The organism is Achromobacter sp. SD115 (genome assembly GCF_017355315.1).
In the GTDB taxonomy this organism is placed as follows: domain Bacteria; phylum Pseudomonadota; class Gammaproteobacteria; order Burkholderiales; family Burkholderiaceae_B; genus Achromobacter; species Achromobacter xylosoxidans_B.
Genome location: NZ_JADIJM010000007.1, coordinates 71,188 through 88,219 on the forward strand (window position 1 = coordinate 71,188; position 17,032 = coordinate 88,219).

The window sequence follows — 17,032 nt, forward strand, 5'->3', positions numbered from 1 at the left end:
CGCGGCCTGGGCCCCGCCATGTAATTCAGATAAACGACTAGAGCAAGATGAACGCTATGGGAAATCTGATGGACCTACGCCCGTCTTTTCTGAGGGGCCGCACACCCGCAGGCAATTCGTCCCGCGACGTTTTGCAAAAGCTCTGGCGCTCGGTGGATCTGCCCGATGACTCGCTGGACCACGTGGTGTTGACTGGCGCCGACCCGGTACTCCCAACGTCCTTTGCCGTCGGCACGGCGGCGCAGGCCAGCATGGCCGCGGCCGCGCTGGCCGCGGCCGAAATCTGGAATTTGCGCGGCGGCGCCAGGCAGCAGGTCGGCGTCGACATGCTGCATGCGGCGCAGGAGTGCCGCAGCCACTACACCATCAACGGCGTCACCCCCAATCCCTGGGACCCCATCACCGGCCTGTACCGCTGCGGCGACGGCGGCTGGGTCCGCATTCACGCCAATTTCGCCCATCACCGCGATGGCGCCCTGGCGCTTTTGGGCTGTCCTGTCGGTGAAGACACCTCCCGCGCAACGGTGGAGCGCGCCCTGAGCCGCTGGAAGGCCCTGGACTTCGAACAGGTGGCTGCCGATGCGGGCTTGCCGGTGGCGGCCATGCGCAGCTTCGACGAATGGGACCGCCATCCGCAAGCCACGGCGGTGGCCGCGCAACCCTTGCTGACCATCGAGCGCATCGGCGAGGCCGATCCTCGGCCCTTGCCCAAGTACGGCAATGGCGCCCGGCCGCTCAAGGACATCCGCGTGCTGGACCTGACCCGCATCATCGCCGGTCCCGTATGCGGACGGGCGCTGGCCGCGTACGGCGCCGACGTGATGCTGCTGAACTCGCCGCACCTGCCCAACATCGACAACATCATCGACACCAGCCGCGGCAAGCTGTCCGTGCAGGCCGACCTGGATACGGCCGACGGCCGCATCGCACTGGGCAACCTGTTGCGCAGTGCGCACGTGTTTGTACAGGGCTACCGCCCCGGCGCCATGGCCGCGCTGGGCTTCGGCCCGCAGGACGCGGCGCGCATCCGCCCTGGCATTGTCTACGTGTCGCTGTCGGCCTATGGCGACAAAGGTCCCTGGGCAGGTCGCCGCGGTTTCGATTCCTTGGTGCAGACCGCCACCGGCTTCAATCATGCCGAGGCGCAGGCTGCGGGCCAGGACGAACCCAAGCCCATGCCCTTGCAGATCCTGGATCACGTCTCGGGCTACCTGATGGCCTTCGGCGCGCAGGTCGCGCTGGCGCGGCAGGCGACCGAAGGCGGCAGCTGGCATGTGCGCGTGTCGCTGGCGCAAACCGCGCATTGGCTGCGCGGCCTGGGCCGGGTCGAGGGCGGCCTGGCCTGTCCGATGCCGGGCTTCGAAGGCTTGCTGGAAACCGAGCCCTCCGGTTTCGGGGAACTGGTGGCCTTGCGGCACGCCGCGCAGTTCTCGGCAACCCCGGCCCGCTGGACCCGTCCGTCCAGCCCGCCGGGTACCCATCCTCCGGTCTGGCCGTTCAATTAGGGCCGCGGGCGCGCTCCAGCGCGCCATGAGGCGCTTGCTTCAGGGGCGGGCGGCCTCTCCGGGCCGGGGATGCTTCTACGGTTCCGTCCCACTTTGACCCAAGCGCCGTAACACGGCCCGCTGGGCGTTGTCTGTTCGACACGACCCGCGTTTCCCGCGTTCAGCCATGCCTGAACCGCCTCCATTGCCTTTTCCCCCGCTAGTCCTGCCTGGCGTCCGCTGTGCGCGGAGTGATCTGGTATTCAGGTTTTCTGTTGTTGATTCAATAAATTACATATTGATATCAGCAGTCATATAAATAGCATGTCGTCATATTTTGTCATTTTTTAAATAACAACACGAACCCCCTCGGGCAGGCTCGCTGCGAGCGCGCATGCGATTTCGTCCTGGATCTGAGCCAGAACGGATTCGCCCATGCCGCCATTCAGTAGTTTGGCGACCTTGTCTGGCCGGAACACCCCCGGCCCGCGGGATTCTTCAAGACAAGGTCATGACGATGCTGAAACCAACCAAGTCATTTGCTTGGCGGACATCGGCCGCAGGCCAAGCCAGAAAGGCGCTTTGCATGGCGCTTTCGGTTTTCCTGCTGTTCCAGGGATGCGCGGCGCCGCTGGCCGGCGAACTGCGCAAGCCGCTGCCCCGTTCCGAACGCAACGCGCCATCCAGGACCGCCAGGGTGGAAGCGGCCGCGGAAACGCCGCACCCGGATGCCGCGCAGGCGCGGAGCCGGGCCGCTGGCACGCTGGATCCCGCGCCCGATCTGGAAGGGCGTCCCTTGCCTGCCAATCCCGATCAAATGGCCAGCGACGACGCCAGGTCGCTGGCCAGCGGCAAGGCCACCGGCGTAGCGAAGCAGGCGGCGGAAAGCTGGCTGGGCCAGTTCGGCACCGCCAGACTGGACCTGCTGGGCAGCTTCCATGGTGGTGCCCTGGACATGCTGTTCCCGCTACACGATTCTGGGACGGGTCTGATTTTTTCCCAGTTCGGCGCACGGCGGACCAACCTGCTGCAAGAGTCCTATCGAACCACGGTCAACCTTGGGCTGGGATATCGTCATTTCGCCGACGGTTTCATGGTCGGCGGCAACGCCTTCCTGGATCAAGACGTTTCGCGCGGCCATCGGCGGCTGGGCCTGGGCGGCGAATGGTGGGCGGACTATCTCAAACTCAGCATGAACGGCTACTTCCGGCTGAGCGACTGGAAGCGTTCGCCCGATGCGCGGGACTACCAGGAGCGTCCGGCCAGCGGCTGGGACATCAGGACCGAAGGCTATCTGCCCCGGTATCCACAGTTGGGCGGCAAGTTGATGTTCGAGAAGTACTACGGCGATGAGGTCGGCTTGTTCGGCGCCAGCAACCGGCAAAGGAATCCCCGCGCCTGGACCCTGGGCGTGTCCTATACGCCGGCGCCGGCCATCACTCTGGGTTTGGACCATCGCATGGGGCAGGGCGGAAAGTCCGACACGAGCTTCAAGCTGGGCGTGAAGTACGCGATAGGCGTGCCCTTGGCCAAGCAGCTGGAGCCGGGCGGCGTCGCGAGCAGCCGCCAATTGGCCGGCATGCGCATGGACCTCGTCGAGCGCAATAACGAAATCGTCCTGGAATACAAGAAAAACGCCCCGCTGACGATCCAGCTGCCATCGGCCACCAGAGGCTATCCGCAGACGGTGCTCAGTTTTCCGGTGACCATCGTCGGCGCGGGCGAGGCACCCACGGTCGAATGGTCCGGTTCGGCGGCGCCTTTTGCCATGCCCTATGCCGGCGGCGCGTCAGGGGCGATGACGCTGCCTGCCTACAATATCGCCGGCGTCAACACTTATCGCCTGACGGCAACGGCCATCGATGCGCACGGACGGAAAATCAGTTCGAACGTCATGGAGGTAAGCGTCAATCCGCTCAGCCTCAGCGTCGCGCGCTCGAAAGCCGTGGCCCTGGCCGACGGCATGGACAGCGTCAGGTTTACGGCCCAGGTTCGCGGCGTCCAGGCGGAACCCATGGCCGGACGCGCCATTGCATGGACCTTGCGCGGGCCCGGCGCCATCAAGGAATCTTCGGACCGGACCGATGCGGACGGACTGGCGTTCGTCATGGTCAGCAGCCAGGTCGCGGCCATGGTCGAAGTCGAGGCAACGGAAGCTCAAGGCTTCAAGGGCCGCAGCGAGGCCGAATTCCTTGCAGCGCCAAGTTCGGCGAACGTCGCGCAGCTCGATGTGACTCCAGCGTCCATCCTTGCGAACGGCCGGGACAAGACCGTGCTGGCGGCGACAGTCAAGGATGGCAAGGGCAACGCGGTAGGCGCGGGGGTGGCGGTCAATTGGACGGCAACCGGCGGCCGGCTTTCCAGCGGCAGCAGCAATACCGACGCCAGCGGCGTGGCGGTGGCGGAACTGCTTTCCGCCACCGTTCCGGGCACATCGGACATCACCGCCAAGGCTGGGGTCGATGATCCGGGGAAGACGAGGTCCGTGGATTTCCTGCTCGACGCATCCGATGCGAAGGTCGTGCTGCTCACGTCTGCCAAGACCACAGCCCTGGCCAACGGTATTGACATCGTGACTCTCACAGCCACCGTTGCCGACGGCCGGGGCAATCCGGTGGGCGCGGGCATCGCCGTCAACTGGGGCGCCAGCCTTGGCACACTGAGCGCCGCCTCCAGCAGCACCGATGCGAACAGCCAGGCCACGATCGTGCTGACGGCGCCCACCGTGGCGGGCGTGGCGACCGTCAGCGCCAGGGGCGCAAGCGGCGATGCGGGCAAGGCTGCTGCGATCGCCTTCGTGGTGGATCCCTCAAGCGCCCGTGTGGTCCTGCTTGCGCCCAGCGAGGCCAGCGGCGTGGCCAATGGCACGGATGCCCTGGTTTTCACCGCCACGGTTGAAGATGGCCGTGGCAATCCTGTCGGCGCCGGCGTCACCGTCAACTGGACCGCCAATCTGGGTGTCATCGCCTCCGCCAGCGTCACCAACGCCAATAGTCAGGCAACGGTGCTGCTGACCGCGCCCATCGTCCCCGGCGTGGCGACCATTACTGCCAAGGCTGCGGATGGCGATGCTGGCAAGACGGCCTCGGCCGTCTTCGCCGCCGACGTGCTGAGGGCGCGCGTGGCCGTCCTGACGCCAAGCAAGACCAGCGGCTTGGCCAATGGCACCGACACCGTCACGCTCACGGCCACAGTCGATGATGGCCGCGGCAGTCCGGTGGGGGCGGGCGTCGCCGTTAATTGGACCACCGATCGGGGCACCATTGCCGCCGCCAGCGTCACCAACGCCAGCAGCCAGGCTACGGTCGTCCTGACGGCGCCGACCATGATTGGTCAGGCGACCGTCACCGCCAAGTGCGCGCCTGTCCGGCAGGGGAGGAGCCTGGGCAGCGATCCTGGCAAGACCGCCGCCATCGCCTTCACCGCCGACGCGTCCAGCGCGCACGTCATCGAGCTCAGCCCGAGCAAGACCGCCGGCGTGGCCAACGGCAGGGATACCGTGACGTTCACGGCCACGGTCACGGACGCGGGGGGCAATCCGGTTGGCGCGGGCGTCGCGGTCAACTGGGGCGCCACCATGGGTGCCCTCGCGGGCGCGACCAGCGTGACCAACGCCAGCAGCCAGGCCACGATCGTGCTGACCGCGCCGACGGCTGTCGGCTCGGTCACAGTAACGGCCAAGGGCGCAGGCGGGGATACGGGCAAGGCCGTTTCCATTGCCTTCACCGCCGACGCGTCCAGCGCGCACGTCATCGAACTCAGCCCGAGCAAGAATGTCGGCGTGGCCAATGGCATGGATACGGTGACCTTCATGGCCTCGGTGGTAGATGCCCAGGGCAATCCGGTGGGCGCGGGCGTCACAGTCAACTGGAGCGCCAGCCTGGGTACGCTCAACGCCACCAGCATTACCAATGGAAACAGCGAAACCTCGATCGTGCTGACCGCGCCGACCGCGGCCGGCGCGGCGTCCATTCTTGCCAAGGCGGCAAGCGGGGATGCTGGCAAGACCGCCTCCGTCACCTTCACGGCTGATGTGTCCACCGCCCGCGTGGTTTCGCTCCTTCCCTTACGCGGCACCAGCACCACCTTCCCGGCTGGCGCTTGGGTGAATCTGAGAGCGACCGTGCAAGACGCCTATGGCAATCCTGTCGGCGCGGGCGTCACCATCACTTGGAGCAGCGACGCCGCCACTTTCGATCAGGCTACCAGTGCGACTTCTCAGGACGGAACGGCTACCAACACCGTAACGCATTTCTCGGCCGGCGCAGTCTTGGTGAAGGCCCTGGCCGTAGCGGGGGATCCGGGCAAGACCCTAGTCATGAACTACGTAGCGGACCCGTCCCGGGATTACGTCAATATCTTGAACGCCAACAAGAATACGGGCGTGGCCGACGGCATCGGCACCACTATCTTCACGGCTGTCGTGCGCAACCAGTTTAACGACCCGGTGGGCGCCGGCATCACCGTGCACTGGACGACGACGGGAGGTACCTTGGCCGCGCCCACGAGCATGACCGATGCCGCCGGCGCAGCCCGCATCGTGCTGACCGCGCCGATCGTGGCGGGCGAGGTGTCGGTGAGCGCCAAGGCAGGAGCCAATGATGAGAACAACAATTTCGCCGTGGTGACTTTCAAAAATAGCGCATCCTCTCCTCGTGTCGGCAGTGCTTCCACCAGCAAGACCCGCATCGTGGCCAACGGCCGCGACTCCGCGATCTTCACGGCGATGGTGCTGGACGGCAATGGCAATTCCAGGGGCGAGGGCCACGTCGTCAATTGGAGTACCGACCTCGGCACCCTGGATGGCGCTACCAGCAAGACCAACGCCAGCGGCGCGGCCACGGCCGTGCTGACGGCAGGGACCGTCGCTGGCCTGGCCTCGGTGACCGCCAGGGTTGGGGCGGGGGATCCGGGTGCAACCGTTAGCGTGACGCTGATGGCCGACCCATTATCCCCTCGGGTTGCCTCCCTCACCGCCAGCAAGACCTCCGGGCGGGCCAACGGGACAGACACCGTGACCCTCACTGCGACCGTGAGGGATGCCAACGGCAATCTGGAGGATGCGGGCATCATCGTCAACTGGACGACCAACCGCGGCACCCTGGCCGCAGCCACCAGCAGCACCAACGCTCGCGGCATGGCCACGGTCCAACTGCGCGCGCCGACTTCCGCCGGCACTGCGGTGCTGACGGCCAGGACAGTGGCGGCGGATCCGGGCAAGACCGTCCGCGTGAAATTCGCGTCACGCGCCATCACCCCGCCGCAGCCATGACGGCCAAGACAGTCGCGGAGGATCTGGCCAGGCTGGTCCCGGCGTATGCCTTGGCGCCGCGCTGCTTGCCGGCGCTGCCTACTGCCTGGCCTTCCAGTCGCGCAAGGCCCGCATGGTGTTGGCCACGTGGGAATCCGGATTCATGTCGGTGTATTCGTACAGGATCTTGCCCTGCGGCGAGATCACGTAGGAAATACGTTGCGCGTATTCCGGACGCTTGTCGTGGACGGCGTCATAGGCCTTCATGATCTTGCCGTCGCCATCGGCCGCCACCGCGAATTTGCCGCGGCACTCGCTGACCGAGAATTTGTTCAGCGTATCGATGTTGTCGGTCGACACGCCGATGACGGTGGCGCCCAGGGACTTGTATTCGTCCGTGGCTTCGGCGAAGTTGTGCGCTTCTATCGTGCAGCCCTGGGTGAATGCGGCGGGAAAGAAATACAGGACCACCGGACCTTGCTTGAGCGCCTCGCTCAGCGAAAACGTGTAGACCTTGCCACCCAGCGAAGCCTGGGTGCTGAATTCCGGCGCCGGGGCGCCCACGTCCAGCGCGGCCTGGGCCGTAGGGCCGGCCAGCAGGCCGCAGAGCAGTAACCAGGGGGCAATGCGCTTCATCGGGATCTCCAGAGTTTCAGGGGCCGCGCGGCAATAGGTCTACTGTAGCCCTGCGAGAAGCGAGGGTCCAGCGCGCGGCCTGGCGGCGGCCGGTCCTAGTCGCGCCCGGGCCCACCGCGGCCATTGCCGTTTCCATCCCCGCGCGCTTGATCGCGTTGCTGTTGCTGACGCGCCTGCTGCTGGGCCTGCTGGTCGCGCTGCTGTTGCTGACGCGCCTGCTGCTGGGCTTGCTGATCGCGCTGCTGTTGCTGACGCGCCTGCTGCTGGGCTTGCTGATCGCGCTGCTGTTGCTGACGCGCCTGCTGCTGGGCTTGCTGGTCGCGCTGCTGTTGCTGACGCGCCTGCTGCTGGGCTTGCTGGTCGCGCTGCTGTTGCTGACGCGCCTGCTGCTGGGCTTGCTGGTCGCGCTGCTGTTGCTGACGCGCCTGCTGCTGGGCCTGCTGATCGCGCTGCTGTTGCTGACGCGTCTGCTGCTGGGCCTGCTGGTCGCGCTGCTGTTGCTGACGCGCCTGCTGCTGGGCCTGCTGATCACGCTGCTGTTGCTGACGCGCCTGCTGCTGGGCTTGCTGGTCGCGCTGCTGTTGCTGACGCGTTTGCTGCTGGGCCTGCTGATCGCGCTGCTGTTGCTGACGCGTCTGCTCCTGAGCCTGCTGTTCACGGTGCTGTTGCTCGCGCCCCTGTTGCGCCTGCGCCTGCGGCGGCTGTGGGCGGCCTTGCTGCCCGGGCGTCATATCGCGTCCGCGTTGCATGTCCCCGCGATCCGGGTTGTTACGGTCGCCGCCACCACGGTTATCGCGCCCGTTGTTGTCCCGCCCGTCGCGCCCATTCCCCGGACGCTGGCCTTCTGGCGGCCTGCCGTTGGATTGATGGTCCACGTACGCCTGGGGCGGACGGCCCTTGTTGTGGTCATAGAACTGCGCCCGGTTGTTGCCGGCATCGCGCACATAGCCGCGCTGCATGTCGGTCTGCTGGGAATGCCGGTCCTTGCGCGCGGCGAGTTCGCGCGGGTCCGCGTCGCGCCGGACGCCCGACGGGCCGCCATGGTAGCTGACCCGGCGGTTGTCCACGTTGTTCACGACCACCGTGTGGTTGTAGACGTTGGTCACGCGCGTGATGTTCACGTTCGTGACGGAGCGGTTGTAGTAGAAGCGGTCGCGTTTCCAGTAGCCGCCCACGTAGCCCAGGCCGGTGTAGCCGAAGCCGTAGTTGATGCCGCCATAGAAGCCCACGTGGGGGCCCCAGTAGCCCGCGTTCCACAGGTACACGCCGTTCACGAAGCCCCAGTATCCCGGTGTCCAGAGGGCGCCGGGATAGGGCGCCAGTACCCACGCGCCGGGGACCCAGAAGAAGCCGTAGCGATTGCGGCTCCAGTAGCCGGGTACCCACATATAGCCGTCTGCGGGCGCGGCCGGCTGCACATACACGGGCAGCGCAGGCGGCGGTTCGGGACTGCGGTCCACCAGCGCCAGATTGGCGTTGGCCGGATCGCCATCGTCATACACGGGCGCGGCGGGCGCGGGCGGCGGCGCATAGGTCTGCGCCGTGGCGCTGACACAGGCGGCCAGCATAACGGCTGCGGCCAGGGGCCGCGGGCGGAGGATCCGGGAGTAGATGTTCATGGTCTTTTCCTTTGCGCAACGGGCGCGCGGATCAATAGCCACGATAGTAGTAATGGGGGGCTGGATATGCCGGGTAGTAATAATGCGGCGTGTAATACACCGGCGCCGGACGGTAGTACGCCGGCCTTGCGGGTACGACCACGCATCCAGTCAAGGCGCTGGACATGGCCAGCATCAGCAACAGACTCTTCTTCATTTGCGACTCCTGCCGAGCGCCTGGCGTGGCTCACGCCTTTGTTGCGCTCGTCAGGATTAGGCCACAGGGCAGTCCCCATGGTTCTGCACTGTAATCGTTCCGAAACAGCTTTCCGGTGACGGATGTTTGCACCTGCGTGACCGTCGATGTCGTTCGTATCAATGTCCGCGCAAATGAAGAGGGGCCGCCTTGGCGACCCCTGTGTAGCGCGTATCGCCGTGTTACGGCTATCAGTTCCAGCGGCCGCCGTTGCCAGCGAGGCTGAAGCGACCGGCGCCCATGAAGGCGATGGCCAGGCCGGTGAACAGGAACATGCCTTGCAGTTCCAGCGCCCAGCCGCCGTTGTTGGTCATGCTGCTGATCTGGCCGGAGTGGGCCAGCAGGATGGCGACCAGCATGTTGATGGCGATCAGCAGGCCACCCAGGCGGGTGTAGATGCCGACGATGAGCAGGACGGGGGCGAGGATTTCGCCGACGTAGGCGCCATAGGCGAGGAAACCAGGCAAGCCGTGCGAGGACAGCATCCCGCTGATGCCGCCGACGCCGCCGCCAGTCAGTTTGAACAGGCCATGCAGCAGAATCAGAATACCGAGGGTCAGGCGCAGGATCAGCTTGCCGGTGTCGTCGGATTTGATCATGGTGAGTTTCTCTTCTATTGGTTGAAAGGGGACCGCGGCCGTTGGAACAGGTTGCGAGCCGTTGGTTCCGCGCCCCGATGATCGCGGGCAGGGCGGCCGCCAGGGCAGGCCGCGCCATTATTGCAAAACCCGAGCGAAATCATCAAGTTTTTGTCGCCTGACGACACTCAGAACTCTTCCAGATAGCGCATGCGGAAGCGCCGGCCCTTGATATTGCTGTTGGACAGGCGCGAGAACGCCTGTTTGGCGATCTGGCGGTCCAGCGCCACGTAGGAATTGAACTCGGTGATGTTGATCTTGCCGACTTGTTCGAACGTCAGGCCGCCGTCGCCGGTCAGGGCGCCCAGCAGGTCGCCCGGGCGCAGCTTGTCCTTCTTGCCGCCCTGGATGCACAGGGTGATCATGGGCGCGCGCAAGGGGCGGTCCGCCTTGGGCCGCAGCGTCTTGATGTCGCCCCACACCAGCGGCGCGCCCTGATATTGCTCGATCAGGTTGGCCCAGCGCATTTCCTCGGGCGAACACAGGCTCAGCGCCAGGCCCTTCTGTTCGCCGCGGCCGCTGCGGCCGATGCGGTGCACGTGGACCTCGGTGTCCTTGGTGACGTCGACGTTGATGACGGCGCCCAGGTTCTGGATGTCCAGGCCGCGCGCGGCCACGTCGGTGGCCACCAGCACGGCGCAGCTGCGGTTGGCGAACTGGATCAGGATCTCGTCGCGCTCGCGCTGTTCCAGGTCGCCGTTGAGCGCCTGGGCGCTGATGCCCTCGGCTTGCAGGCGTTCGACCAGGTCGTGGCTGCGGATCTTGGTGTTGCAGAAGGCCAGCGTGGATTCCGGACGGAAATGCGCCAGCAGGCGCGTCACCGCGTCGAGCCGGTCCTTTTCATCGATTTCGTAGAAGATCTGCTCGATGCGGCTGGCGTCGTGCTGCGCCTCGACCTTGACCTCGGCGGGATTGCGCAGGAAGCGGGCGCTGAGCTTGCGGATGTTGTCGGGATAGGTCGCCGAGAACAGCAGCGTCTGGCGCTTGGTCGGGCAGTGCGAGGCGATGGCCACGATATCGTCATAGAAGCCCATGTCGACCATGCGGTCGGCCTCGTCCAGCACCAGGGTGTTCAGTCCCGACAGGTCCAGGCTGCCGCGTTCCAGGTGGTCCTGGATGCGGCCGGGCGTGCCCACCACCAGATGGGTGCCGCGCGCCAGCGACTCGGCCTGGGGGCGGGCGGCGGCGCCGCCGCACAGGGTCAGGATCTTGATGTTGGCGATCTGGCGCGCCAGCCGGCGCAGTTCCTGCGCGACCTGGTCGGCCAGTTCGCGCGTGGGGCACACCAGCAGCGCCTGCGGCGTCAAGCGCGCGGGATCGAGCTTCTGCAGCACGCCCAGGCCGAAGGCCGCGGTCTTGCCGCTGCCGGTCTTGGCTTGCGCGATGAGATCGCGGCCTTCCAGGATCAGCGGCAGGCTTTGCGCCTGGATGGGCGTCATCTGCTCGAAACCCAGGCTCTTCAGATTGTCGAGCAGGGCGGGCAGGAGGGGCAGGGAGGTAAAGGAGGTGTCGGTCACGATAGGAGAGATAGTCGCTTTCTGCCCGGCGGTGGCCTGGCGGCAAAAGAAAGGGGCGGTTGCGCAAACCGCATACGCCCAAGAGTGTAATGCCTGCGGCCGATGGGGCCTGCAACAAAGGTCCGGATATGGCGGGCCGGACTTGTCCCTGCCGACATGCCCCGGGACGGGCCGGCCAGCGGGATCTGGCGGCGGTCAGGCGTCCGGCCCATAGGTCCCGGCCAAGGCCCGGGCGGCCTCCTGCATGCGCGGGAGCCAGGCACGCGCGCCTTCGATCGACAGCCGCGCCACTGGCGCGTGCAAGGCCACGGCGGCAATGGCGCGCGTGCCATGCAGGATGGGCACCGCCATGCAGACGATCCCCAGCAGGAATTCCTCGCGGTCGAAGCTGGCGCCTTCCCTCTTGATGGTACGCAGTTCCTGCTCCAGCGCGGCCACGTCGCACAGGGTGTTGGGCGTGTAGCGCGGCAGCGCCGCCGCGGCCAGCAGGCGCTGGCGCGCCTCGCGCCGCATATGGGCCAGGAACAGCTTGCCGCTGGCCGAGCAATGCAGCGGTACGCGCGATCCTGATTGCAGGTTCACCCGCAGCGGCCAGGCGGTTTCGACGCGGTCCAGGTAGATGACCTCGTCGCCGTCCAGCATGGTGCAGTTGCAGGTTTCGCCGATCTCGTCGACCAGGCTGTCCAGGATGCGGTGGCGCTCGCCGCGCAGGGGCGAGTTCAGCAGCGTGTCGCGCGCCAGCGCGCTCAGGCGCGGGCCGCTGACGTAGCTTTTGCCGGCGGGTTCGCGCAGCAGCATGCCGGCGTCGACCAGGCGCGACAGGATGCGCAGCACCGAGGGCTTGGGCAGGCCGGTGGCGTCCGTCAGCGCGGCCAACGATACCGGTTGCCCCGAGCGGGCGACCTGTTCCAGCAGGGTCAGCGCGCGTAGCGCTGCGGAAGATTCGTCTTTCATCTTTCAATAATTGAAGATTCGGCGGTTCGCCCCTCATCTTTGCACGGATTTTGCAGAAAATGGAACGCAGCGGGGTGTGAGCGGCGAGGTTTCTGCTGCAGTATCGGATCATGCCGGCCCAGATGCAATCCGACACCGCCGGCCTGCCAGGAGAGAGACCATGAGCAGCAAGCAACACATGACCCCCAGCGAAGCGTTTGTGGAAACGCTGGTCGCCCAGGGCGTCAAGGACGTATTCGGCATCGTCGGCTCGGCCTTCATGGACGCGCTGGACCTGTTTCCGGCGGCGGGCATCCGCTTCGTGCCCACGGTGCATGAACAGGGCGCCGCGCACATGGCCGACGGCTACTCGCGAGTGACCGGCCGCCACGGCGTCTGCATCGCGCAGAACGGCCCGGGCATCACCAATTTCGTGACCGGCGTGGCGGCCGCCTATTGGGCGCACAGCCCGGTCGTGGCGATCACGCCCGAGACCGGCACCGCGGGCATGGGGCTGGGGGGCTTCCAGGAAACCGAACAGCTGCCCATTTTCTCGCGCATCACCAAGTACCAGGCGCACGTGAACCGTCCCGACCGCATGGCCGAGTTCACCGCCAAGGCTTTCGACAACGCGCTGGCCGAGCGCGGCCCCACGCAGCTGAATATTCCGCGCGATTACTTCTATGGCGAGATCGACGTGGCCATCCCCGAGCCGCGCCGCATCCGCCGTGGTCCGGGCTCGGAAGAGGATCTGGAGGCGGCAGCGCAGATGCTGGCGCAGGCCAAGTTCCCCGTCATCGTGGCGGGCGGCGGCGTGCTGTTCTCGGAGGGCCAGGCCGAATGCGTGGCCTTGGCCGAATTGCTGGGCGCGCCGGTGGTCACCAGCTACCTGCATAACGACGCCTTCCCGGCCAGCCATCCACTGTGGTGCGGCCCGCTCGGCTACCAGGGCGCCAAGGCCGGCATGAAGCTGCTGTCGCAGGCCGACGTGGTGCTGGCGCTGGGCACGCGTCTGGGTCCCTTCGGCACCTTGCCGCAGCACGGGCTGGACTACTGGCCGCAGGGCGCGCGCATCATCCAGGTGGACGCCGACCACCGCATGCTGGGCCTGGTGCGGCCGGTGTCGGTCGGCATCTGCGGCGATGCCAAGCCGGCCGCCGCGGCGCTGGCCGCCAAGCTGCAAGGGCGCGAGGTCGCTTGCGCCGCCACCAAGGCGGGGCGCGGCGAGCAGATCGCGGCGCAGAAGGCCGAATGGGAAACGGAACTGGACAGCTGGTCGCATGAGCGCGACGACTGGAGTCTGGACATCATCGAGCACGGCGGCGGCCGCATGCATCCGCGCCGCATGCTGCGCGAGCTGGAACGCGCCATGCCCAAGCACGTGATGGTGTCCACCGACATCGGCAATATCTGCTCGGTGTCCAACAGCTACCTGCGCTTCGACGAGCCGAATTCCATGCTGGCCGCCATGAGCTTCGGCAACTGCGGCTACGCCTTGCCCGCGCTGATCGGCGCCAAGCTCGGCAGGCCCGACCGGCCGGCCGTGGCCTACGTCGGCGACGGCGCCTGGTGCATGAGCTTCCAGGAACTGCTGACCTGCGTGCGCGAGAAGATACCGGTCACGGCCGTGGTGTTCCACAACGGCCAGTGGGGCGCCGAAAAGAAGAACCAGGTGGACTTCTATGGCCGCCGCTTCGTCGGCAGCAATCTGTTGAACCCGAACTTCGCCGAACTGGCGCGGGCCATGGGCGCTGAAGGCATACGGGTGGAGCACGCCGACCAGGTGGGCGCCGCCTTGCAGGCCGCCTGCAAGGCCCAGTCCGAAGGCAAGACCACCGTGCTGGAGATGATGGTCAGCCAGGAACTGGGCGATCCGTTCCGCCGCGACGCTCTCAAGCAGCCGGTGCGCTTCCTGGACAAGTACAAGCAGTACGTGAACCAGCCGTTCCATCCGGGCGAGGTGCCGTTGTCGATCGATCCCGCCAAGCGCTGACCGCGTAGCGTTCGTCCGGCGCGGCGGCGGCCGCGCCGGACTTCCCCCGCCAGGCGCCGCGGATTCCGCGGCAGGAGCAGACCGAAATGGAAAGCGATAGCTTGTTCGAGCCGCTGCGCAATGCCGCGCTGTCGGCCGGACGCTTGCGCACTGCGGTAGCGTATCCCTTGTGTCCGACCAGTCTGGGCGCGGCCGTGCAGGCGCGCGACGCGGGCTACATCGAACCAGTGCTGGTCGGCCCCGCGGGCCGGCTGCGCACCCTGATGGCGGACCTGGGGCTGCGCGAAGGCGAGCTGGAAGTGGTCGATACGCCCGACGACGAGGTGCAGGCCGCGCGCGCATCGGCGGCGCTGGCGCGCGATGGCGCGGTGCGCATGCTGATGAAGGGCAGCCTGCATACCGACCACTTCATGTCGGCGGTGGTGGCGCGCGAAGCAGGCCTGCGCACCGACAGACGCATCAGCCATGCCTTCGTGATGGCGGTTGCGGCCTATCCCAAGCTCTTCATCCTGACCGACGCGGCCGTCAACATCGCGCCGACCCTGCAGGAAAAGGCCGACATCGCGCAGAACGCCATCGACCTGGCGCGCGCGCTGGGCGTGGAACGGCCCAAGCTGGCGGTGCTGTGCGCCACCGAGTCCGTCAACCCTTCCATGCCCGCCACGCTGGATGCGGCGGCCCTGTCGAAGATGGCGGACCGCCAGCAGATCCGCGGCGGCGATATCGACGGCCCACTGGCCTTCGACAACGCCATCTCGCGCGAGGCGGCCGACCAGAAGGGCATCGTGTCGCGCGTGGCGGGCGATGCCGACATCCTGCTGGTGCCGGATATCGAGGCCGGCAACATGCTCTACAAGGAACTGACCTGGCTGGCCGGCGCGGGTACGGCCGGGCTGGTGCTAGGCACGCGCGTGCCCGTGCTGCTGACCAGCCGCTCCGATTCCATGCAAGCCCGCGTCAACAGCTGCGCGGTGGCCTCGTTGTATGCGCGGGCGCAGGCTGCCTGAGTTCCGGCCGTCGACGCGACTGGCTCCAAAAAGTCCGGCGGTTTGGTACTAAGCCTGGACCCTCAGGCTGGATACGCTACCCCCAAGGCCATCCGTTGAATGGTTCGCGACACACAAGATCAAGGGGTAGAACATGCGCAGCGCAAAAAAATGCCTGACCACGATTCTGACGGCGCTGGCCCTGGCGGGCGGAGCCATGGCCGCGGACGCACCCAAGCCGGGCGGCACGCTGGTGATCGGTTCGACGCAAGTGCCGCGTCACCTGAACGGCGCGGTGCAGTCGGGCATCGCCACCGCCTTGCCCAGCACGCAGCTGTTCGCCAGCCTGCTGCGCTACGACGCCGATTGGAAGCCGCAACCCTATCTGGCCCAGTCCTGGGAATTGGCGCCGGACGGCAAGTCGCTGACCCTGCATCTGCGCAAGGACGCGCTGTTCCATGACGGCAAGCCGGTGACCTCGGCCGACGTGGCCTTTTCCGTCATGGCGGTCAAGAAGAACCACCCGTTCCAGACCATGTTCGCGCCCGTGGAGGCCGTGGACACGCCGGACCCCTACACGGTGGTGCTGCGCATGAACAAGCCGCATCCGGCCATCCTGCTGGCGCTGTCGCCGGCCTTGATGCCGGTGTTGCCCAAGCACATCTATGACGACGGCCAGGACCTGAAGAACCACCCTCGCAATTCGGCCGACGTGGTCGGGTCGGGTCCGTTCAAGTTCAAGGAGTTCAAGCCCGGGCAGGAAATCGTGCTGGAGAAATTCGACAAGTTCTTCCTGCCCGGCAAACCCTACCTGGACCGGATCGTGGTGAAGATCAATCCGGACGCGACCAATCTGCTGATCGGATTGGAACGCGGCGACATCGGCGTGCTGCCGTTCATGACCGAGCCCACCATCCTGCGGCGCGCCAAGGACAATCCCGCCATCGTCATGACCAGCAAGGGCTACGAAGGTATAGGCGCGCTGAGCTGGCTGGCCTTCAACACCGCGCGCAAGCCGCTGAACGACGTGCGGGTGCGGCAGGCCATCGCCTACGCCACCGACAAAGGTTTCATCACCAAGGCGCTGAACGCCGGTTTCGCCCAGCCCGCCAACGGTCCCATCATCGGCACCAGCCCGTTCGCCACCCAGGACGTCGCCAAGTATCCGCTGGACCTGAAGAAGTCCGAACAGTTGCTGGAAGAAGCGGGCTTCAAGAAGGACGCCAAGGGCGAACGCCTGTCGCTGACCGTGGACTATATGCCGGGTTCCGACGTGCAGGGCAAGAACGTGGCGGAGTACTTGCGCAGCCAGCTGAAGAAGGTCGGCATCGCGGTGCAGGTGCGCGCCTCGCCGGACTTCCCGACCTGGGCCAAGCGCATCGCCAGCAAGGATTTCGACATGACCACCGACATCGTCTTCAACTGGGGCGATCCGGTGATCGGCGTGCACCGCACCTATCTGTCCAGCAACATCCGCGACATCATCTGGACCAATACGCAGTCCTACGCCAATCCCAAGGTGGACGAGCTGCTGGAGCAGGCTGGCACCGAAACCGACGCGGACAAGCGCCGCGCGCTCTACGCCGAATTCCAGCGCCTGGTCACCGCGGACGTACCCATCGACTTCCTCACGGTCATTCCGTACCACACCTTGTCCTCGAAGAAGGTCCACGGGCTGCCGGACGGGATCTGGGGCGTCATCTCGCCCATGGACGATACCTACTTGCAGTAGGGGGCCGC

At 66.4% G+C, this 17,032-nt stretch carries 10 protein-coding genes and 1 pseudogene; 5 read left to right on the plus strand and 6 right to left on the minus strand.

All coding sequences use genetic code 11. From position 1 onward, the window contains the following. Positions 1–56 precede the first annotated feature (56 nt). The gene (locus IPU70_RS12140; protein WP_207467831.1) at positions 57–1,505 is read left to right on the plus strand and encodes a CoA transferase; all 1,449 of its coding nucleotides are present in this window, start codon (positions 57–59) and stop codon (positions 1,503–1,505) included. A gap of 565 nt (positions 1,506–2,070) precedes the next feature. After that, positions 2,071–6,756 carry an Ig-like domain-containing protein gene (locus IPU70_RS12145; RefSeq protein ID WP_207467566.1) on the plus strand — a complete coding sequence of 1,562 codons (4,686 nt, stop codon included), beginning with the start codon at positions 2,071–2,073 and terminating at the stop codon, positions 6,754–6,756. Positions 6,757–6,834: 78 nt separating this feature from the next. On the opposite strand, the gene IPU70_RS12150 is transcribed toward IPU70_RS12145, so the two are convergent. The 6 genes from IPU70_RS12150 to IPU70_RS12175 form a co-directional block, all read right to left on the minus strand. Further along, positions 6,835–7,371 (minus strand): peroxiredoxin, encoded by a 537-nt coding sequence (locus tag IPU70_RS12150; RefSeq protein ID WP_207467568.1) that lies wholly within the window; start codon positions 7,369–7,371, stop codon positions 6,835–6,837. Between the two features lie 95 nt (positions 7,372–7,466). Then, a complete protein-coding gene (locus IPU70_RS12155; protein ID WP_207467570.1) occupies positions 7,467–8,990 on the minus strand; it encodes an adenylate cyclase in 1,524 nt (507 codons plus the stop codon). 31 nt (positions 8,991–9,021) lie between these two features. Then, positions 9,022–9,186 (minus strand): hypothetical protein, encoded by a 165-nt coding sequence (locus IPU70_RS12160; RefSeq protein ID WP_013393510.1) that lies wholly within the window; start codon positions 9,184–9,186, stop codon positions 9,022–9,024. 230 nt (positions 9,187–9,416) lie between these two features. Further along, complete coding sequence (locus tag IPU70_RS12165; protein WP_173149247.1) at positions 9,417–9,824, minus strand: DoxX family protein; 408 nt, start codon at positions 9,822–9,824, stop codon at positions 9,417–9,419. Positions 9,825–9,991: 167 nt separating this feature from the next. Further along, the gene (dbpA, locus tag IPU70_RS12170; protein ID WP_207467572.1) at positions 9,992–11,380 is read right to left on the minus strand and encodes an ATP-dependent RNA helicase DbpA; all 1,389 of its coding nucleotides are present in this window, start codon (positions 11,378–11,380) and stop codon (positions 9,992–9,994) included. A gap of 195 nt (positions 11,381–11,575) precedes the next feature. Further along, positions 11,576–12,334 (minus strand): IclR family transcriptional regulator, encoded by a 759-nt coding sequence (locus IPU70_RS12175; protein WP_207467574.1) that lies wholly within the window; start codon positions 12,332–12,334, stop codon positions 11,576–11,578. Positions 12,335–12,494: 160 nt separating this feature from the next. Here IPU70_RS12175 and xsc point away from each other — a divergent pair, with 160 nt between their 5' ends. The 3 genes and pseudogenes from xsc to IPU70_RS12190 all read left to right on the plus strand — a co-directional run bounded on the left by xsc (position 12,495) and on the right by IPU70_RS12190 (position 17,024). Next, positions 12,495–14,306: a sulfoacetaldehyde acetyltransferase gene (gene xsc, locus IPU70_RS12180; RefSeq protein ID WP_207467577.1), complete on the plus strand. Its 1,812-nt coding sequence runs from the start codon at positions 12,495–12,497 to the stop codon at positions 14,304–14,306. 44 nt (positions 14,307–14,350) lie between these two features. Continuing rightward, a pseudogene (locus IPU70_RS12185) lies at positions 14,351–15,313 on the plus strand (bifunctional enoyl-CoA hydratase/phosphate acetyltransferase); the annotation flags it as partial. A gap of 133 nt (positions 15,314–15,446) precedes the next feature. Beyond that, on the plus strand, positions 15,447–17,024 hold the full coding sequence (locus tag IPU70_RS12190; protein WP_207467579.1) for an ABC transporter substrate-binding protein: 1,578 nt from the start codon (positions 15,447–15,449) through the stop codon (positions 17,022–17,024). Positions 17,025–17,032 lie beyond the last annotated feature (8 nt).